Source organism: Evansella halocellulosilytica (genome assembly GCF_002335745.1).
GTDB lineage: Bacteria > Bacillota > Bacilli > Bacillales > Salisediminibacteriaceae > Bacillus_CA > Bacillus_CA halocellulosilytica.
On the sequence record NZ_NIST01000001.1, the window covers coordinates 2,681,636 to 2,701,574 of the forward strand.

The 19,939-nt window shown below is 37.7% G+C and carries 18 protein-coding genes and 2 pseudogenes; 14 read left to right on the forward strand and 6 right to left on the reverse strand.

Annotated features, from left to right (window positions below):
* Positions 1-1,526 (reverse strand): IS1182 family transposase (locus CD001_RS12720; protein ID WP_096190599.1); only part of this gene is annotated, 1,526 nt, incomplete at its 3' end.
* 298 nt (positions 1,527-1,824) lie between these two features.
* Between CD001_RS12720 and CD001_RS12725 the strand changes: the two genes are divergently transcribed.
* The 5 genes from CD001_RS12725 to CD001_RS12745 all read left to right on the forward strand — a co-directional run bounded on the left by CD001_RS12725 (position 1,825) and on the right by CD001_RS12745 (position 6,729).
* Positions 1,825-2,685, forward strand: coding sequence for a DMT family transporter (locus tag CD001_RS12725; protein WP_096188072.1), 861 nt, complete (start codon positions 1,825-1,827; stop codon positions 2,683-2,685).
* A 61-nt stretch (positions 2,686-2,746) separates the two neighbouring features.
* Entirely contained in the window at positions 2,747-3,007 is a 261-nt protein-coding gene (locus CD001_RS12730) for a class I SAM-dependent methyltransferase (RefSeq protein ID WP_096188073.1), read from the forward strand.
* 13 nt (positions 3,008-3,020) lie between these two features.
* Positions 3,021-3,524, forward strand: a complete 504-nt coding sequence (locus CD001_RS26020) for a class I SAM-dependent methyltransferase (RefSeq protein ID WP_142303587.1) — start codon at positions 3,021-3,023, stop codon at positions 3,522-3,524.
* Positions 3,525-3,748: 224 nt separating this feature from the next.
* On the forward strand, positions 3,749-4,645 hold the full coding sequence (locus CD001_RS12740) for a manganese catalase family protein (protein ID WP_096188075.1): 897 nt from the start codon (positions 3,749-3,751) through the stop codon (positions 4,643-4,645).
* Between the two features lie 242 nt (positions 4,646-4,887).
* The gene (locus CD001_RS12745) at positions 4,888-6,729 is read left to right on the forward strand and encodes a PAS domain S-box protein (RefSeq protein ID WP_179298730.1); all 1,842 of its coding nucleotides are present in this window, start codon (positions 4,888-4,890) and stop codon (positions 6,727-6,729) included.
* Positions 6,730-7,033: 304 nt separating this feature from the next.
* Here the strand turns inward: CD001_RS12745 and CD001_RS12750 are convergent, their stop codons facing one another.
* From CD001_RS12750 to CD001_RS12760, 3 genes are all read right to left on the reverse strand, one after another.
* A complete protein-coding gene (locus tag CD001_RS12750; protein ID WP_096188077.1) occupies positions 7,034-7,918 on the reverse strand; it encodes a helix-turn-helix domain-containing protein in 885 nt (294 codons plus the stop codon).
* A 263-nt stretch (positions 7,919-8,181) separates the two neighbouring features.
* Positions 8,182-8,427, reverse strand: a complete 246-nt coding sequence (locus CD001_RS12755) for a hypothetical protein (protein WP_096188078.1) — start codon at positions 8,425-8,427, stop codon at positions 8,182-8,184.
* Between the two features lie 335 nt (positions 8,428-8,762).
* Positions 8,763-9,146, reverse strand: a complete 384-nt coding sequence (locus CD001_RS12760) for a response regulator (protein WP_179298731.1) — start codon at positions 9,144-9,146, stop codon at positions 8,763-8,765.
* Between the two features lie 601 nt (positions 9,147-9,747).
* Between CD001_RS12760 and CD001_RS12765 the strand changes: the two genes are divergently transcribed.
* The 9 genes and pseudogenes from CD001_RS12765 to CD001_RS12805 all read left to right on the forward strand — a co-directional run bounded on the left by CD001_RS12765 (position 9,748) and on the right by CD001_RS12805 (position 18,938).
* Positions 9,748-10,854 (forward strand): BMP family lipoprotein, encoded by a 1,107-nt coding sequence (locus CD001_RS12765; protein ID WP_096188080.1) that lies wholly within the window; start codon positions 9,748-9,750, stop codon positions 10,852-10,854.
* 86 nt (positions 10,855-10,940) lie between these two features.
* Complete coding sequence (locus tag CD001_RS12770) at positions 10,941-12,467, forward strand: ABC transporter ATP-binding protein (RefSeq protein WP_096188081.1); 1,527 nt, start codon at positions 10,941-10,943, stop codon at positions 12,465-12,467.
* The gene (locus CD001_RS12775; RefSeq protein WP_096188082.1) at positions 12,464-13,531 is read left to right on the forward strand and encodes an ABC transporter permease; all 1,068 of its coding nucleotides are present in this window, start codon (positions 12,464-12,466) and stop codon (positions 13,529-13,531) included. The genes CD001_RS12770 and CD001_RS12775 overlap by 4 nt, the downstream gene beginning before the upstream one ends.
* Complete coding sequence (locus CD001_RS12780) at positions 13,532-14,494, forward strand: ABC transporter permease (protein ID WP_096188083.1); 963 nt, start codon at positions 13,532-13,534, stop codon at positions 14,492-14,494.
* 750 nt (positions 14,495-15,244) lie between these two features.
* Complete coding sequence (ltrA, locus tag CD001_RS12785; RefSeq protein WP_096186455.1) at positions 15,245-16,516, forward strand: group II intron reverse transcriptase/maturase; 1,272 nt, start codon at positions 15,245-15,247, stop codon at positions 16,514-16,516.
* A gap of 241 nt (positions 16,517-16,757) precedes the next feature.
* Positions 16,758-17,453, forward strand: a complete 696-nt coding sequence (locus CD001_RS12790; protein WP_179298732.1) for a DUF2225 domain-containing protein — start codon at positions 16,758-16,760, stop codon at positions 17,451-17,453.
* Between the two features lie 91 nt (positions 17,454-17,544).
* A complete protein-coding gene (locus CD001_RS12795) occupies positions 17,545-18,009 on the forward strand; it encodes a chemotaxis protein CheX (protein ID WP_096188085.1) in 465 nt (154 codons plus the stop codon).
* A gap of 208 nt (positions 18,010-18,217) precedes the next feature.
* A pseudogene (locus CD001_RS27330) lies at positions 18,218-18,423 on the forward strand (tyrosine-type recombinase/integrase); the annotation flags it as partial.
* A gap of 80 nt (positions 18,424-18,503) precedes the next feature.
* Entirely contained in the window at positions 18,504-18,938 is a 435-nt protein-coding gene (locus tag CD001_RS12805; RefSeq protein WP_096188086.1) for an SRPBCC family protein, read from the forward strand.
* Positions 18,939-19,138: 200 nt separating this feature from the next.
* Here CD001_RS12805 and CD001_RS12810 read toward each other — a convergent pair.
* Both CD001_RS12810 and CD001_RS26915 read right to left on the reverse strand, forming a co-directional pair.
* Positions 19,139-19,612 (reverse strand): annotated as a pseudogene (locus CD001_RS12810) (Tn3 family transposase); the annotation flags it as partial.
* Between the two features lie 25 nt (positions 19,613-19,637).
* On the reverse strand, positions 19,638-19,769 hold the full coding sequence (locus tag CD001_RS26915; RefSeq protein WP_257009805.1) for a hypothetical protein: 132 nt from the start codon (positions 19,767-19,769) through the stop codon (positions 19,638-19,640).
* Between the last annotated feature and the right edge of the window lie 170 nt (positions 19,770-19,939).

Here is a 19,939-nt window from a genome sequence, read left to right on the forward strand (position 1 = left end):
GCAAATCCTATTTCGTTTTTAACCTGTTCTTTGCCCCTCACCGACATTCGGGTGAAATGCAAATTAGCCTTCAGAAATCCGAAGACAGGCTCTACATCAATCTTACGCTTTCCGTAGATTTCGCCTGTTTCCGCTTCCGAAAGCACTTCCCGAGTAAAGGCTTTTTGGCTCTCCCACTTTTCATTGTAATGAACCTTCCGATTATTTCCCTCTTTAGCTTTCGTACATTGGGGACGTAGGGGACATTCAAAACAATCTTCACATTCATAAACCTTAAACGTTCGCTCAAATCCTGCTTTATCTGTCCTTTTCGACCAATACTTAAAGTTCAATTTCTTATCATTCGGGCACGTAAAAGTGTCACTCTCTTGGTCAAAGTACCAGTTGGCTACGTTAAAAGCATTGTTTTTGTATGCTTTTTTCTTTTCTTTACGGTACATCCCATAGGTGATTAGGGGCGTCCGCTGGCGAATGTTTAAAACGTCATCGTAATTCTGTTCGCTTCCATATCCGGCATCGGCCACTATGTAAGAGGGCAACGAGAAGAACCATTTCTCAATTTTATTAAGAAAAGCAATAAACGTCAGCGTATCAGTAGGATTTGGAAAGATGTCATAAGCAAGCGTGTACTGTCCTTCAGTAGCAATTTGCAGATTATACCCTGCTTTCAGTTGACCATTTTTCATATAGTCATCTTTCATCCGCATAAACGTGGCATCATGATCTGTCTTCGAATAACTGTTTCGCTCTCCCAGGATCGCAAGGTCCTGCTTGTACTTTTGTTTACGTATAACAAAATCCTTAAATTGCTTGCGATACTGTTTTGGTGCTTTTCGTTCTGCTCGAAGCTGTTTGCGCTCCTTCGTGTCTTCCGCTTCTTCAATTCGTTTATCATAATCTTTAACGGTGTCGTCCAGTTTCTGAACGACCTCTTCGAGCTCTTCAGAAGATAATTCCTCAAGATTGTCCCGTTCGATGGCAGGAATGATATCCTGGTTCAGTAGCTCCTCATAAAGTTGATTGGACTTTTCTACTAAGCCGGCGCTGTATCTTTCAACGGATTTTCGCCAGACAAAAGTAAACTTATTTGCATTCTCCTTGACCTTCGTGCCATCAATGAAGATTGCCTCATCGTCAATCAGCTTTTCTTCTACCAGCTGACACCTGAATTGAACGAAGCAATGTCGCAATAATTCCTGAGATTCAGGATGGACCCGAAAGCGATTGATCGTACGGTAACTTGGTTCATACCCCTGAGCCAGCCACATCATGCGAACGCTGTCTTTTAAAAGCCCTTCGATTTTTCTTCCTGAGAAAGTAGATTGTGTGTAAGCGCAAAGGATCAGCTTCATCATCATTCTTGGGTGGTAGGCTGGACAGCCGGTTGAACGCAGGAAGGCACTGAATGCTTCATCAGGTATGGCTTCCACGAGATCGTTGACGGCAAAAGCAACGTCATTTTCCTGAAGTTTATAGGACAGGTCCATCGGCAGAACGACTTGATTCATGTTATAATCTTTAAACATAAGGATACCTCCGATTCTGTTATGTTGTGGTAATTTAACTTTATCAGAAGGTATCCTTTTTGTGTACATATTCGTTGATTGTTCAAAAATCACGAGACGCCTGCGGGAAAAGCAAGAGCTGAAGATCCGCCGGGGCGTTTTACCCCGGCTAGCTGAAGCCTTGCCCGCGGCAAGCGAGTGTACTTTTGAACAATCAACCATAATGCTGCATACAAGAAAAGGCTCTCACCGATGGTGAGGGCCCTTCTATTTAGCTGGGTTTTGTCCCCGACAATTTTAAATTTGGAAGGTGATTTCAATGTTCCGCAAACGTGAGCTTTTATATATTCATTTAGCGGTATTACTCTTCGGTTTCTCAGGTTTATTTGCAGAATGGGTCACTTTATCCGCATTATTGATCGTATTCGGTAGAGTTATATTTGCTTCATTCTTTTTATTAGTCGTATTAGTGACCAAAAATGAGAAGGTATTGTTGCAATCAAAGAGACAGGTTGGTCCATTTCTGTTGCTCGGAGCATTATTAGCTTTGCATTGGTGGAGTTTTTTTCATGCAATTCAGCTCTCCACTGTTGCGGTTGGCTTAATCACATTTGCAACATTTCCAATCTTCGCTAGTTTTCTTGAACCTATCGTATTTAAAGAACCATTTCAGCGGAAAAATATTATTTTTGCTATTTTGACGTTTATAGGTATTTTGATCATCGTTTCTGAGTTTCACATTGGAAGTGACGTGACTTACGGTGCATTGTGGGGGATTGTCTCAGCATGTACGTTTGCGTGTTTATCTATTGCAAATCGTAAATTTGTTGTTAACACGTCGAGTATTCAAATAGGTTTTTATCAAAACCTATTTGCTGCAATTTGTTTGTCACCTCTGTTATTCAATACATCTAACCTAATGAGCATTGAATATGTAGATATCCTCCTACTAATTTTACTCGGAATTGTTTTTACAGGGTGTGCTCACGTTCTCTACATTCAAGGTCTGTCGAAGATCAATGTTCGGACAGCAAGTATTATTGTAACGTTAGAGCCGGTTTACGGAATAGTAGCTGCGATGATGTTTCTTAAGCAATTCCCGGTTTTACGCGAATGGATAGGCATTACTTTGATCATTGCAGTCGTCATGTATGTTTCATGGAAAAAAGGGATGTCGTAAAAAATAAAGTTCGTAGTTGATGACTTTATATAGTGAAGATGAATAGAGAGGGTGGAATATTATGAAGAATGATCATTTATATAAGCAAACAGCAAAACTATATGACCTTGATCCTCGGGCAATCGTACAAGATGATCTCATATATTACGAAAAGATGGCTGAAAATTATCCAGGGGATATATTAGAACTCGCTTGTGGAACGGGAAGAGTGCTCCTACATTTAGCAAAGAATGGCTATAAAATTACCGGACTTGACATGTCAAAAGAAATGCTCGACATTTTAAAAGAAAAACTAATGAAACAAAAAAGACACTGTACGTGAAAAAGTCGATATTTTGAATAAGTCTATGACTGACTTTTCTTTAAAAGACTCTTACTCGTTAATCTTAATTCCTTTTAGGTCCTTTCAATTATTAGAACACCATCATGACAGGTTGAGGTGTCTTCAATCTGTTTATCGCGCTCTTGATCCAAACGGGCGTTTTATCCTTCACCTTTTCCGACCAAAAGGGACGCTGGATGAAACATGGGTGTATCCAGAAAGGGTCCAGTGGGATGTAATAGACGTTGACACAGGGGCTCGTGTCGTCAAAACTGACCGCGGAGTATCTATTGATACGGAAAAACAGAAGTTAACTGCTGAACAAAATTATAAAATAACAGAAAAGGATGGTACATACACCGAGATAGCTCAACAGCTTTCATTATCCTATTTTTATGAAGTGCAGATAAAAAAATTGTTATTATCAGTAGGGTTTACTATCGAGGAGATTAGAAATGGCTTTAATATGGAAGAACCTTATAAAGGGAATGAAATGGTAATCGCATGTCGTAAATAGAAAAAGTGTTACATAGGAATCATTCTTTTATGGCATATTTAGTAGAATCCCGATGTAAAAATAGTTAGGATAAGTAGTCGATAAAACCGTTAATTTCCCGGGGAATCGTATTATATGAAAAAAAAGTTTTAAGACAATCTACTCCACTCATAGTCATAATACGGAATGGCATGTTTCGCCTATGTGCTTAAGTATGATCACTTTCTGAGACGGAGGGGAGTTTATTGTTTAAAAGAATTGATCGGCTGCTCATTGACTTACCGAAACCGAAAGAACCGGATGCGAACGGGGCTGCTGCAGTTCAAGAGCTTCTAGGCGGGAAATATGGTGAAATGTCCACCTTAAACAACTACTTATTTCAGTCTTTTAACTTTAGAAATAAGAAAAAATTTAAACCTTTTTATGATCTTGTAGCCAGTATTACAGCTGAAGAATTTGGACATGTAGAATTAGTGTCGAATACGATCAATTTAATGATTGAAGGAACGACATTCCCTGGGGACCCTAATATTACGCCAATGCAAAATGCGAAGGATAAACGTAACAGTCAGCACTTTATTGCAACCGCACAAACAGCACTGCCTGCTGACTCTATGGGAAGACCTTGGAATGGAGATTACGTATTTAACAGTGGAAACCTCGTTTTAGATTTACTTCATAATTTCTTTCTTGAATGCGGGGCGCGGACCCATAAAATGCGGGTGTACGAAATGACGGATAATCCCGTAGCAAGAGAAATGATCGGCTATCTGTTAGTAAGAGGCGGTGTTCATGTTAATGCATACGGTAAAGCGTTAGAAATCATTACTGGAGCGAACATAACAAAGATGCTGCCAATTCCTGATCTTGATAATAAGAAGTTTGAAACAGCAAGAAAGTATGAAGCAGAAGGAATTCATAGAAAGTTATATACTTGGAGCGAAACAGATTATCAAGATATTTCGAAAATATGGAAAGGAGAACATCCTGAAGATGGAGGTCCGCTGGAAGTTATAAAAGGAACTCCACAAGGTTCTCCGGTTCCAGATTTAGAAGAAATCCCTGAGGAATTTGCTCCAGGTATCTCGCATGAAGATTTTCAAGAAATAGCTAAACGATTACAACGAATGGCAGGTATGTAGGCTGGTTCAATATATTATCGATTAGTAGAATAGAAAATCCACCGACTATTTTCCTGCACATCCATATAAAGTTCGACTAAAAACGACATCGCTATATGCAAATGGCGGTGTTTTTTCTCGTTTTTAAGAGAAAACGATCGATAAACATTGGCGAAAATTTTTAAAATATTTAGAAAAACGAATTTATATTTGGTAGAATAGATATAGGTTGGTGACAGATGGAAAAAATGAGGTGTATATTAGTGATAAATGATACACAAACAGATTGGCACAATGAAGTAACTTCATTCGTTGGTGATGATCCCGAAAATAAAGAGTTTGCTAAAAATCTTTATTTAATGATGAATCATTTATCAGATGGAGTCATGTCATTAGGAACTGATTGGGAAATCACTTATATGAATGACAAGGCTGCTAAAATACTGTCAAAAGACAAAGAGTCGCTCATTGGTAAATGTATTTGGGACGAGTTCCCAGAGACGGTCAGAACAGAGTTTTATGATGAATATCATCGTGCAAGAATGAACAATGTCACAGTAGAATTTGAAGGATATTATCCGCCACACGAAGCTTGGTACACTGTGAGAGCGATTCCGACAAAAGAAGGTATAACGACATTTTTCCGTGATATTACCCAACAGCATAATGCGATTAAAGTTGTTGAGCAAAGTTATAGAAGTCTGTTTGAAGGGCACTCAGAAGCAGTTTGTTCCTTGGATTTAGACGGGCGCTTTCTGTCTGTAAATCGAGCATTTGTTACTCTATTCGGTTTTGACGAGAAGTTATTATTAGGATCTAAATTTAAGGAATTTCTACCAAAGGAAAAGCGAGAACTCGCTGAAAAAGTTTTCGATTTAGCAAGACGGGGAAAGCCGAATGCACAGGAGTTTCATATGACAAAGCATTTCGGAAAACCTCTTACCGTATTAGTGAGCGCCATTCCTATTATTGTCGACTCACAAATAATCGGTACATATGGGATTATTAAAGATATCACGAAAGAGCGCCTTAATTTAGATGAAGTACACCGTTTATATCATATGAATCAACTAATTATGGAATCTGTTGAGGATGGTATTCTCGGATTAGATCACCAGTTAAATGTCATTATGTGGAACGAAGCGGCAGAGAAAATTACCGGCTACAAAAAAGAAGAACTAACTGAAGATACTTTATATGAAATATTAAATACCGTTTCATTAATTGATAAAAATCAATTGAAGCTAGGGCATGAAAATGATTCCTGTATTACGAAGGATACGGTTGTCAGAAAATCAGGGGTGACATTTTTTAAAAAGGATGGGACTCCATACTTGGCAGAGTATACGATGACTCCAATGATTTCAGATGAAGAAGTTGTCGGGACTGTCTTTACATTTAGAGATATTACCGAAAAGAAAAAATCTGAAGAATTGCTTCATCAGTCTGAAAAGCTGTCTGCTGTAGGTCAATTGGCTGCTGGAATTGCACATGAAATAAGAAACCCATTAACTTCCTTGAAAGGATTTTTGCAATTAATTGAGCTGAATGGCGTTGGAAAAAAAGAATACTTTGATATAATGAAATCTGAGTTCTCACGAATCGAACAAATTTTAAATGAATTACTCATATTATCCAAGCCGCAAACATTAAAAAAAGAACCAACTGTTCTACATGATTTATTGAATCATACGATCGCTTTATTAAATACTCAAGCAATTATAAAAAATATTGAAATTATTTTTCTAAGTCATACAAATACAGCACAAGTTCTGTGTGCTGACCATCAAATAAAGCAAGTATTTGTGAACCTCATTAAAAATGCAATCGAGGCAATGGATCAAAGCGGCTATATCCATGTTACCCTTTCTTCTAACTCTGAAAAGGTCATTGTAACGGTTGAAGATGAAGGTTGTGGGATTCAAGAAGAAAAGCTTGAAAGAATTGGTGAACCATTTTTTACTACAAAAGAAAAAGGCACAGGTCTAGGCTTAATGGTTACATTTCAAATTATTGAAGAGCACGGTGGAGAAATTGAAATTGACAGTAAACTAGGAAAAGGTACAAAATTTACTATCAAACTTCCTTTGTACATATCTAAGTAAGAGCAGCTGACATTCCGCTGCTCTTTTTTCTATTCATTACATTTTTATTATGTCCTTTATTTAGAAGTTTACATAAGTTCTGAATTCGTGATGAATTAATTTATACTTTGTATGAATCCTAAAAATCTTTCGATTTAACTTGGTGGAGCAAATACTCGAATCCGTAACTGGCGAACGCCTTCACTCCAAAGAACAACGGATGTCGTACTTGTGCCTAGAGGTGAAAGCGAGTAGATGGAAGGCATAACGACACCTGTTATCACGGACAGGTAAGTGAAAGTAATAAAGAAGATGAAACATTCTTTTACATGCTCTCACTTTTTAGTTTTTGCAGCTTTGTTTCTGCATATTCTTTATAAAAGTTGTTGTCCATATAATCAAAAATCATGACAGCTGTATGCAGGCAGTTAATCGCCTCTTCTTTAACACCTAAACGACAATGAACTTTTGCAATTTGATAATAAAATTCACCGAGTAAATAAATTGATTTTGTTTCTTTACACAATTGAATTCCTTCCTTGCATTGTTCTAAAGCATCAATAAGACGTTTTTCACTTATAAGGGTTACTGCAGAATTATAAAGAAGCCGCAACAAGGCTCTAGGTGAATTTGTTATTGTAAGCTTTTCATAGCTTATTTTTGCTTTATTGTAGTACGCATGAGCTTTTTCGAAATGATTGTTTTCTCCGTACAGATTTCCAATTGAAATAAGGATCTCAATTTGAGTTTCGCTGTAATGGATTGATGGCTGATGGATCGATAAAGCCTCATATAAAAGTGTTAACGCTGATTGCATGTCATGTTTTACATAGTACATAACTAAACCTTCGTGCCAAAGGATCACTTGCTTATAAAGTGGTTTATTAAACACTGGATTATGTTTTTCGTTTTCAATTACTTGACCGACTTCTTCATATTTTCCTTCTTCAACAAACTTTCTCATTAAATAAACGGTGTTATCAACGTATTGAAGTTTTGAATAATCTTGTTCATTAAAGAAAAAATTCATATCCACACCTAATCGTTGTGCAATAAGGTGTAATGTAGTTGCATGAGGGTCTGTTAGATTATGTTCGATACGGCTTATTTCAGCTTGAGTACAAATTCCATTTGCTAAATCAGTTTGCGAGAGTTTACTCGCAATTCTCAACATTCTTATCACATTACCAATTTGCCACAATTCCCCCATATGTTCAAAGCCTCCTGGTAAGGTTGCTCAAAAAGTTCGGATAATGTCTTTAAAGTAAAGTGAACTCCTGTATCAATTAGATTTAATATAAGACCAATAAAACGATCAATATTAGAGAGTGGGGATACAGTCGCTCGTACCACTTCTTCCTTTTTTGAACATACACTGGTAGTATATAATTTTATACTACCATATAAAAGAGGAAAGAATATTGGTAATTGCTTATATATTGTAAGAATAATTAGAATTTAATCCAATATCAGTCATTTATTATTTATACTGGTTTCATACTCTGGTTCATTTTCGACAGCAGGGTCAGTCTCAGTTTCGTAGTTGTCTGTTCTTTCATGTGCAATGTTTGTTTCAAATGTTTCAGTCAATTGCTGAATCATCATATCGTGTCTTTTCACTTTTTCCTCGTGTCTTTTACTTCCGTAATATAGCGATTTAGTACGGTGCCATTTATACATAAATTTATGCCAGTATAACGAAAGCTTTGTTTTATCCATATACATCGCCTCCAAACCGTTACAAATTACCAATAGTAGTATACGCATTCCACGGATGGATGATGAGAAAACAATGATTTAAACCTGAATCTGTGATGAAATAAATTGTACTTTGTAAGAACCTTAATAATCTTTCGATTTAACATAATTGGATACTTACTTGAATCCGTTACTGGTGAAAGCGAGCAGATGGATGGCATATCAACATCTATTATCACGGATTCAGGTTAAAGAAAGGCTTGTAAATAATGTCAAATAAAGACAAAAAAACTGTCCAATAAATGGACAGTACAAGTTACCGAAAAAAAACATGCTGTTTTCAACAGCCAGAAAACTTAAGATCGGTCTTTTTCATTTAAAATTTTTTTAATTAAATCTCTCATTACTAACTCACTAATAGGTTTTTGAATAAAGGAGTATGCTCCGAGTAACTTAGATTTTTTCAAATGAGCTTGACCGCTCGTTGACGATGCCATGATAACTTTAATTGAAGGGAAATGCTGGTGAATTTCTTTTAATGCTGCGATCCCATCCATTTTAGGCATAATAATATCGAGGAAGACAATATTAGGTGTCTTTTTGTGGCAAACTGTAACAGCTTCTTTTCCGTCAGCTGCTTCAAGAATATGTTGAATACCGATTGTTTTTAACGTTTTAATGATTTGCTTTCTTACTACAGGTGAATCGTCACAAACTAGAACAGTCAGTTCCTCCCCCAACAATATCCGCCCCTTTTTGAACATTCATCAATCTTTTGGATTTTTGCCATCTTTCTTTATCGGAAAAACTATAAATAAAAACGTGTATATGGCACATATAGAATGAAAAGGTTATACTAATAAAGCTTCAAGTTTGACTCTATTAAAATGAATTGTCTATATTCTATCATACATTTTTTATAGATTATATTGTAGAAATAAATGTTATTAGATTTTAATATTTCATTCAAATATTCATGAGTAGGTAGTCGATTGATAGGTATATAGAATGCTAATATAACGACAATGGAAGCGTCAACATGGAGAAATCGTTAAAAAAATTAATTTATTGTCAAAAAACTATTTATTCAATGTAGAAATAATGATATATTAAAATCGATTCGAGAAACGTTTTTAAGAGAAAAGTATGGCATTGTAAGTTGTCAGACATCGTACGTGTCATTCTGTTTTACTTGTAAACGTTTTTAGATGATAATTTGAGTGAATATGTGTCATAATAATGGCAAATGCCATCGTTTCCTGAAAATCGACCAAATTGTACAAAAAATGATATTGAAGGGAACGGACACAAATTTATGATTGATCAAGGGGGATCAGAAGAATGAAGAAACGTTTTATGATGCTAATGTCATCAGTACTAGCTGCAGGTACACTTTTAGTTGCTTGTGGGGAAGGTGAAGATGACGCAGATCAAACTCCGGTAGGTGGAGATGATGATGGTGAAGAAGTAACTGAAGAAGGTGACTTCTCTGCAAAAATGGTAACAGACGTTGGTGGAGTTGATGACCGCTCATTTAACGAATCGGCTTGGGACGGTTTACAAGAGTTTGAAGGCGATTATGATGTTGAAGTTGACTATATCCAGTCAGCAGACGCCTCAGATTATGCACCAAACTTAAATCGTTTAGCTCGTGAAAATACATCGATTTCATTTGCGATTGGCTTTTTAATGGAAGATGATATTCGTTCAGTGGCTCAGCAACATGAAGATTTAAACTTCGCAATTGTTGATACAGTTGTTACGGATGATAATGATGAAACAATTCCTAACATCGCAAACATTACGTTTGCAGAGCATGAAGGCTCATTCTTAGTCGGTGTCGTTGCTGCACTTCAAACTGAAACTGATCATGTTGGTTTCATCGGTGGAGTTGAGAGTCCATTAATCAAGAAATTTGAAAATGGCTTTAAAGCTGGTGTGAAAACTGTAAACCCTGATATTGAAATCAGTGTTCAGTATGCTCAAGACTTTAACGATGCTTCTCGAGGGCAGCAAATTGCTGACACGATGTATGGTAATGGTGCTGACATTATTTATCATGCTGCAGGTGGTACAGGTAATGGTGTCTTCACTGAAGCGATTGACCGTGCACGTGGAGGAGAAAACGTTTGGGTTATTGGTGTAGACCAAGATCAGCATGCTCAAGGTGAATATGATGATGGCAATGTTACGCTTACATCGATGGTTAAGCGTGTAGACCAAGCAGTATATCAAGTTGCAGAACAAACAATGAATGGTGATTACCCTGGTGGAGAAATCATTGAGTTTGGACTTGATGAGGAAGGTGTCGGAATCGCTGAAACAACAGATAACGTGACTGAGGAAAGCTTAGATGCAGTTGAAGATTATAAAGAGCAAATTATGAATGGGGATATCGAAGTACCTCAAACAGATGAGGATTACGAAGACTATCTTGAATCACTATAATTAGTATGTTCTTTTTAATATAAGATATTGACAAAGGCTAGTGCATCACTAGCCTTTGTTAATGATTTTCGTTAGGAGTGTTTACATTGGAATACGTAATCGAGATGAACAATATTAGAAAAGAGTTTCCCGGTATCGTTGCCAATGACAATATCACACTTCAGGTAAAACAAGGTGAAATTCATGCATTGTTAGGTGAAAATGGAGCAGGAAAGTCAACATTAATGAATGTCTTGTTCGGTTTATACCAGCCTGAAAAAGGTGAAATTAAAGTACGTGGTGAGAACGTAGAAATTACTGATCCGAATATTGCGAACAAACTTGGGATCGGCATGGTGCATCAACATTTTATGTTAGTTGATAAGTTTTCCGTCACAGAAAATATTATTTTAGGCAGTGAACCAACTAAAGGTGTGAATATTGATATACGCAAAGCTGAAAAAGAAGTATCAGAAATTTCAGACCGATATGGACTAAGGGTAGACCCAAAGGCTAAGATCGAAGAAATCTCTGTAGGAATGCAGCAGCGTGTTGAAATTTTAAAAACGTTATATCGTGGAGCAGATATTTTAATCTTCGATGAGCCAACAGCAGCGTTGACACCACAAGAAATAAAAGAGTTGATTCAAATAATGAAAAACCTGATTGATGAAGGGAAATCGATTATTTTAATTACTCATAAGCTAAAGGAAATTATGGCAGTTTGTGACAGGTGTACGGTTATCCGTCGTGGGAAAGGGATAGGTACAGTGGATGTTGCAAATATAAATGAAGACAAGCTCGCTTCGATGATGGTTGGGCGTGAAGTAAGTTTTGAAGTAGAAAAAGGAGAAGCAAAGCCAGCTGACACGGTCCTTTCCATTAAAGGTTTGGAAGTTGAAGACTCTCGCGGAGTAACGGTTGTAAATAAATTGAACTTGGAAGCTAGAGCTGGTGAAATTTTAGGTGTTGCGGGTGTAGACGGTAATGGTCAGACAGAATTAATTGAGGCAATAACTGGGCTGAGAAATCCTAAAGGTGGTACGATTTCGATCAGTGGACAAGATATAACTAATTATAAACCAAGAAAAGTAACGGAGTCCGGAGTCGGACATATTCCTCAAGATCGTCATAAGCATGGACTTGTATTAGATTTTACTATTGGGGAAAATATTCTTTTACAAACGTATTACCAAAAGCCATATTCGAATAATTCTGTTTTAAATTATACGAAAATGTACGAGAAAGCGCGATCATTAATTGAAGAATACGATGTACGTACTCCTAACGAAAAAACATTAGCACGTGCCCTTTCCGGCGGGAATCAGCAAAAGGCAATTATAGCTCGTGAAGTTGACCGGTCTCCTAATTTACTAATTGCTGCACAACCAACACGTGGACTAGATGTAGGCGCGATTGAATTTATACATAGTAAGTTAGTCGAAGAACGCGACAAAGGGAGAGCTGTGTTGCTCGTTTCTTTAGAATTAGACGAAGTGTTAAACGTAAGTGACAGAATTGCTGTTATTTACGAGGGGAAAATTGTTGACATTGTAAATGCATCAGAAACAGATGAACGTCAGTTAGGTCTGCTAATGGCTGGTGGTAAAAGGGAAGTTGGTGAGACGTCATGACAGAAAAGCAAACTAAAAATCGGAAGACTTTAATTAATCTGGCTATCCCTTTAATCGCCATTTTATTCGGTTTTTTAGCAGGTGCGATTATTATGTTAATAAGTGGGAATAACCCAATTGCCGGTTATTCGGCACTAATCCAAGGTGTAGTTGGTGATAGCTACTACTTTGGTGAGACATTACAGAGAATGGCACCGTTAATTTTCTCAGGTCTCGCGGTTGCATTTGCATTTAGAACAGGGCTTCTTAACATCGGTGTTGAAGGTCAATTAATTGTAGGATGGCTTGCATCGGTATATGTTGGGATTACTCTTGATGCACCAATGGTTATCCATTTACCGTTAGCGATATTAGCTGGAGCGGTCGCTGGTGGATTATGGGGCTTTGTTCCTGGTATTTTAAAGGCTAGATTCCAAGTGCACGAAGTAATTGTAACGATCATGATGAATTACATCGCCTTGCACATCTGTAATTCAATAATCCGTGGAAATTTACTTGAATCGGGCCAGCGTACGGCTTTTATAAATGACAGTGCTTCTCTTTCATCAGATTTTTTATCTGGATTAACGGCATTTTCAAGATTGCATTGGGGATTTTTCATCGCAGTTGCCGCATGTTTCCTAATGTGGTTCTTATTATGGAAAACGAGAAAAGGATTTGAACTGCGGTCAGTTGGATATAATAAGCATGCTTCTTCCTACGCAGGGATGAACGTGAATTTTAACATTGTTTTATCAATGGTGATTTCAGGGGCTTTTGCTGGTGTCGGTGGAGCAATGGTTGGGCTAGGAACTTATCAATATGCCTATATATTATCTTCATTTACGAATCTAGGATTTGATGGAATAGCGGTTGCGTTATTAGGGGCTAGTACATCGATTGGTATTTTCTTCTCAGCCTTTTTATTTGGTGGACTTAAAGAAGGTGCAAATAATATGCAAGTTGTTGGTGTTGCACCTGAGCTTGTAGAGATCATTATTGCATTAATTATTTTCTTTGTAGCATCAAGCTATTTAATTCGCTGGATTATGAGTCGTCTGCAAAGTAATAAGGAGGGGAAATAAATGGACATATTACAGATTTTATATACCATTGTTCCAGCAGCCTTAATCGCTGCAACACCTCTTCTTTTCACTGCTTTAGGCGGCCTGTTCAGTGAACGTTCCGGGGTCGTGAATATCGGGCTTGAAGGTTTAATGGTAATCGGAGCATTTAGCGGGATATTAGCGACACTAGCATTTGAGTCATTAGGAATGGGTTATGCATCACCATGGTTTGCGTTATTAGTGGCAATGATCGTCGGGGCTCTGTTTTCACTTTTCCATGCTGTTGCCTCGATCACATTAAGAGCAGACCAAATTGTAAGTGGTGTTGCGTTAAACTTCTTGGCTGTAGGTTTGTCTGTTTTTATCGTTCGTGAACTGTTCGAACGAGGTCAGACTGATTATATTAATGCACGTATTTTCCGTGTCAACGTCCCGCTATTAAGTGACATTCCTATTATTGGACCTATGTTTTTCAGCAGAGTATACGTTACGACTTATTTAGCTTTTATTTTAGCAATTGTTGTATGGTACGTCATTTTTAAAACCCCATTTGGTTTGAGACTTCGCTCTGTTGGTGAACATCCGATGGCAGCAGACACGATGGGGATTAAAGTTAATCGCATGCGCTATATTGCTGTCATGTTTAGTGGAGCTTTTGCTGGAATTGGTGGTGCTGTATTTGCGATTACAACAGCAGGTAACTTCGCAGGGAATACGATTGTAGGACAAGGATTTATGGCTCTAGCTGCTTTAATCTTTGGTAAGTGGCATCCATTTGGTGCAATGGGAGCAGCATTATTCTTTGGTTTTGCACAAGCTTTAAGTATATCTGCTCAGCAGATCCCATTTTTAGCAAATGTTCCTCAAGTATATATGTTAATCCTGCCGTATGTGTTAACAATATTAGCTCTTGCTGGTTTCGTTGGAAAAGCGGAGCCGCCAAAAGCACTTGGAAATCCTTACGAAAAGGGAAGTCGTTAATGAACTTCCATATGCCCTCTATAAGTATTACTTGTAGAGGGTTTTTCGCGAGTGGCAGCACATGTGCTAAAGGGTGAAAGTCCCGAATGCATCGACTAGCCGGCAAGCATTAGCTGACAGGTAGTGCGTTGACTGTGAAGTAGCGTGCGGAGGATCTGAAGGCAAACCTCTGAACAGAGCTGATATCCCATGTTGGCACGAGAGTTGGATGACTGTGCAAGACAACAGAAAGTCCGAATAGTTAGAAACTCAAAGTGTTATGAGGGCTGGGTTAGAGGGAAAGTACATGATGTGACCCATTGAGATCTCCCTGCTTCCTAAAGTAGGTACTGATGTCACAAGGCTAAGCCAAGGACACAGGATGAGCTTTAAAGGGAGAAGTCAGAGATCGCCATAGTAGTGAAGAAGCACATGCCAATGACCTACTGGCGACAGTAGCGAGGACAGCACATGAGTGAAACTGTACATAGATACAGTTGCGAACCTATACTCAAAAGGTAGGGATTCGTGCGAAGGGCGTGACCCATAGAAGAACAATGTGAGTAGGCTTACTTATGACTGCGGAAGTAGACAGAAGCTGGACAAGAGCCAAGGGGGCTGATGCCAGGGTGGAACAGAAGGGTACACCGTCTACCGCCAAATGAGATGCACAAGTTATTGCCGTGAGCTATCAACCTTGTAGAATCACATTTATATGGGGAAGCAGAAACAAAGGAAGAAGCGAAAGCAATGGCGTAAGGGGAATAACAGATGAAAAGACGTGTATGGTACAGTTTGTATGACAAAGTGTACAAGAAAGCGAATCTAGTAAGTGCCTTCTATCAAGTGAAGAAGAATAAAGGTGCACCAGGGGTTGATAAGGTAACAATTGAAGGCTATGAAGCAAAGCTGGAGGACAATCTAGAAGTGCTCCAACAGAAGCTAAAAGATAAACAATATCGACCCAAACCTGTTCGACGAAAGATGATCGACAAAGATAATGGCAAGAAACAACGTCCACTAGGGATACCAACGGTGGAAGATCGCATCGTACAAGCTTCTCTTCGAAATGTATTGGAACCGATCTTCGAAGAAGAATTCCTTCCGTGTAGCTATGGTTTTCGGCCCGGAATAAGTGCTCATATGGCTTTAGACAAAGTCACTGAACACTTGAATGCAGGATACCATTATGTCATCGATGCCGACTTACAATCCTACTTTGACACGATCCCACATGATAAACTGGAACATCAAATAAGGAAACGAGTGACAGATGGGTCTATAATCAAACTCATTCACCGTTTTCTCAGAGCAGGTGTCATGGTAGGAGATCGATACGAAGATACCCCTGAGGGAGCTCCGCAGGGTGGCGTGCTAAGTCCATTACTTTCGAACATCTACTTACATCAGCTTGATCAACTGATGACTGAGCGAGGTCACCGAATCGTCCGTTTTGCGGATGATTTTATCATTCTTTGTAAAAGTTCAAAAGGCGCAGAAAGAGTTATGCGAAGTGTCTCAAGATTTCTTGAGGAAGAGCTAAGTCTAACTGTGAATCAAGAAAAGACTAAAGTTGTCAACGCCAACAAAGAGCCATTTACATTCTTAGGCTATGAATTCATCGGAGATATTCGAAGAATAGACCCTAAGAAAGAGGCGACATTCAAGGAACGAGTGAAAGAAATGACTCGTCGAAACCAAACAGTTGATATTCAACTACTTATCCAAGACAAATTAAATCCATACATTCGAGGTTGGGCAAATTATTTTCGTTATGGAAATGTGAAGAACAAATTCAAAGTATGGGATAGCTGGATAAGAAGACGGTTACGAATGGTACAACTAAGAAGCTGGAGACATATAAAGAACCTCCACCGCCTTCTGAGAAGAAAGGGATGGAGGGAAGAAAACCTTAGAGGAATCCGTATGTTTGCTTGGCGAAGTTCCAAAAGTCCAATGGTTCATGCGGCACTAGACAATAAGTTCTTTTCAGAACTTGGACTCGTTAGTTTATCATCTGTTTATGATGAACGTTATCTCTAAAAGGGATATATGGGAAGAGCCACATGCGAAGATCCGCACGTGTGTGCTCTGTGAGAGGCGTGGTCAGTAATGGCGACGCCTACTCGGTTTGATTTTAATAATTATGATAAGGGTTGATCTCCTGTAGAAAATAACTAGGACTTTATGTTTATTTATACTTAAAAACTAAATATTTCTTCTCTTTTTAATTAAGGTCTTTTATACTATTTTTATACTTCGTTAATAAGGTGGAGGGATGAATGTGACTATTGATGTGCCACCTTTGTATGATAAAGAGGTCGCTTGCGACATATGCAACTGCACATTTTTATCTAAAAAAATCCGTTCTCGTTTTATCCGTGTTAAAGAAACATGGAATGATTTCTATTCGGTTTATAAAGATCCGACTTTAAACCCGCTTTTATATGATATTTATGTTTGTCATCAATGCGGCTATGCTTTTTCAGAACATTTTAACAAATTGACAAAAACAGCTCATATTGAGACGTTTAAGAATGAAGTCTCAACAAATTGGACGGAGCAAAACTTTTCTAATGAAAGAACGTACGAACAAGCAGTCCATACTTACAAGCTTGCAATACTAGCAGCGAAGAAAACCGTACAGCCACATATTATTCTTGCAGGACTATGTCTTCGTTTAAGCTGGATATATCGTACTCTAGAAAATCTGACAGAAGAACGTCGGTATATCCAACAAAGCTTGCTTCAATATGAACAGTCATTGATCCATGGTGATTACGTTAATACGAACATGACTGAATTGACGATTACTTACCTTATTGGTGAACTAGCCCGCCAAGCAGACCAGTCGGAAAAAGCGCTTCAATATTTCTCTTCAGTCATTGAACATAAAGATCGAATGAGAGAGCCTAAAATTATAGAAAAGGCACGAGATCAGTGGTATTTAGCACGTGAAAGCAAATCAACGATTAATTAGGTGCTGACAATGCTCACTGTAGGAATTTATCAACAATACATATTGAAAATTTGTAATTTTAGAAATTGAGTTACGATAAGGAGTAAAAACGATGAATGTGAATCATATTAATGCTGTCTGCAGAGCAACTAAATCGATTTTTTCTGATCATTTTAATACTGACATTCAATTGTTAAAACCTAGAGCTGAAAAGGATGTAATTCCTTCGAATGATGTTTCAGTTGTCCTTGGTGTAAATGGTCAGCTGTCAGGACAGATTATTTGCTCCATTACAACAGACACAGCTAAAAATATCGTTGGGATGATGATGGGCGGACTTACGATCGAACATTTAGATGAAATGGGATGGAGTGCAATACAAGAATTTGGGAACTGGGTTGCTGGTTCTGCTGCGACAGAATTGTCGAAAGAAGATTGTATAATTGATGTAACACCACCAGTTGTAAATGATGGTGCTTCGTCATACCGGTCAGCAGATCGTTTCGTAACAGTCCCTTTAGACTCTTCCCTCGGTTTAATTAATGTACATATATCTTTATACGATAAAGCAAGTTAAAGAAACACGATAACATGAGATCGAGATAAAGCAGACTTATTAAAGAAAAAAGATTCCGATTAACATGATTTGATAATCGGAATCTTTTTATTTGATCAAAATCATGTCCATGAAGTTTGTGGACGATGTACTTTCTTGTACTAAAAATCTACTAAGCAATCCGACAGGGGATGTAAAAGTAATAAATTTAAAACTAAATGAGGCTTAAAGAGAAGAAACATCAGTCACTGCCATACTTAATGCTGTAATCAGTTTCTTAGAGTATTTAAATCGTACAGAATTTTTTAAAGCCATAGACGTCTCTAAAGGGGTGAGGGGGAGAAATTTTAAGGGATTTCTTCATCATATAACCAAAGGTAAATCTTATAAAAAAATATCTTAAAGCTTAGAGTCAAATGGAATCGCCTTAATAGCAATATTTAAGAAATCATGCATCTTAAGATATGTTACATTTATTTTGAAGGGATTATAACATGAAAGAGGAGTTGAATCGCATGGCAAGTATTGAGCAATTGCAAAAAATAAACATACCAGCCCATCAGGTATACTTAGCATTAACAACGAAGGAAGGCTTGTCTGAAGTATGGACAAAGGATCTGAAAGTGGAAGCGGTCGTTGGAAAGGTGAATGAGTTTCGCTTTGGTACTAATGATACAGCCAAAATGAAAGTAATTGAACTTGTTCCAGACAAGCGGGTCAGCTGGGAATGCGTGGACGCTGATGCGGATCTGGAATGGATCGGGACTACGATCACATTTGAATTAACTGAATCTAACGGTACTACAAACGTTGATTTTAGCCATGCCCAGTGGAAGGAAATTACGCCTTGTTACAAGTTTTGCAATTACAACTGGGCGATGTTTTTGCTGAGCTTGAAGCAGTACTGTGAGCTTGAGAAAGGCACACCTTATCAAGAAAGAACTCTTTAGAGAAGAAGCGTACTTGAATTTTCGGAAAGAACGAGTATACAGTATCTGTTTAATGATTATTCAACAATCGAGCGCATTTCTAGAATTGCGCTCTTTTCACATCTATAACAACTAGCTATTTTCCTGTCAAGTGATTAGCTGGTTTTTGTTACGAATCAGAAATAATGAAAATTACGAGACTTCCAACTTATAGGTATTCGTTACTCCATATCAAGTTGAAAAGTTCCGTATGGATTGACATGATGATAAAATAGAGGTGTTAACCCCCTAAAATCTTCTGGAGTCATTTTTCTCAACCAATATTGGTTGTTGTCATAAAGCACTTCTTGTACCATTAAGGAATTCATATAGACTAAACAATTTTGCAGCAATTGAAGTGATAAGGCAGACACATCTTAATCTTCTATCGAATTGGAACGAATCTCACTGTTTTTTCCATAGAAAATATAAGTATTCACCGAATTCCATTACTCCACTGTATTTAATCCTTCATGGATCTCCCTACGAACCTCTTCATAGTGTAAATAATCACATAAAAAGATTGTTTTAATCGCTTTTCCTAATTCACATAAAGCCTGATAGGTTGGATGTTTCGAATCCCTTGTAAATCGCTTTAATATAGATTCGGCGGAAGCAGTACGCAAACGTAGAGCAGTTGCAAACTTAATAATTTGAATATCTTGTTTATTGGACGGAAATCTAGCCTCTTGTTAAAAGTACTTTAATAAATCCTAAACGACTTGCCCCTGTTTTATTACCAATCAGTTTTCTTTCAATTGGTAAAATTCCAAAGTGTTCCAGTAGCTCATCTTCCTTCCAATTTCGTTTCATAAATCCTCTTCCCCCCTAATCTAAAGTAAAGACTAATTCGAGTGTAATCTATTGATTAAAGGATGAAAACAATACTTTGCGGTCTAGATGAAGACATGTAGTTAAAGTAAAAGGATTGATTTTATGTTATTTTTACACTTTTCTATTGATAAGATACTTACCCCAATTAG

Excerpts from the sequence above, each read along its gene's own strand:
- CD001_RS12725 (WP_096188072.1), top strand. The coding sequence starts at position 1,825 with ATGTTCCGCAAACGTGAGCTTTTATATATTCATTTAGCGGTATTACTC.
- CD001_RS12730 (WP_096188073.1), top strand. The coding sequence starts at position 2,747 with ATGAAGAATGATCATTTATATAAGCAAACAGCAAAACTATATGACCTT.
- CD001_RS12750 (WP_096188077.1), bottom strand. The coding sequence starts at position 7,918 with ATGGGGGAATTGTGGCAAATTGGTAATGTGATAAGAATGTTGAGAATT.
- CD001_RS12755 (WP_096188078.1), bottom strand. The coding sequence starts at position 8,427 with ATGGATAAAACAAAGCTTTCGTTATACTGGCATAAATTTATGTATAAA.
- CD001_RS12765 (WP_096188080.1), top strand. The coding sequence starts at position 9,748 with ATGAAGAAACGTTTTATGATGCTAATGTCATCAGTACTAGCTGCAGGT.
- CD001_RS12775 (WP_096188082.1), top strand. The coding sequence starts at position 12,464 with ATGACAGAAAAGCAAACTAAAAATCGGAAGACTTTAATTAATCTGGCT.
- CD001_RS12780 (WP_096188083.1), top strand. The coding sequence starts at position 13,532 with ATGGACATATTACAGATTTTATATACCATTGTTCCAGCAGCCTTAATC.
- ltrA (WP_096186455.1), top strand. The coding sequence starts at position 15,245 with ATGAAAAGACGTGTATGGTACAGTTTGTATGACAAAGTGTACAAGAAA.
- CD001_RS12795 (WP_096188085.1), top strand. The coding sequence starts at position 17,545 with ATGAATGTGAATCATATTAATGCTGTCTGCAGAGCAACTAAATCGATT.
- CD001_RS12805 (WP_096188086.1), top strand. The coding sequence starts at position 18,504 with ATGGCAAGTATTGAGCAATTGCAAAAAATAAACATACCAGCCCATCAG.
- CD001_RS26915 (WP_257009805.1), bottom strand. The coding sequence starts at position 19,769 with ATGAAACGAAATTGGAAGGAAGATGAGCTACTGGAACACTTTGGAATT.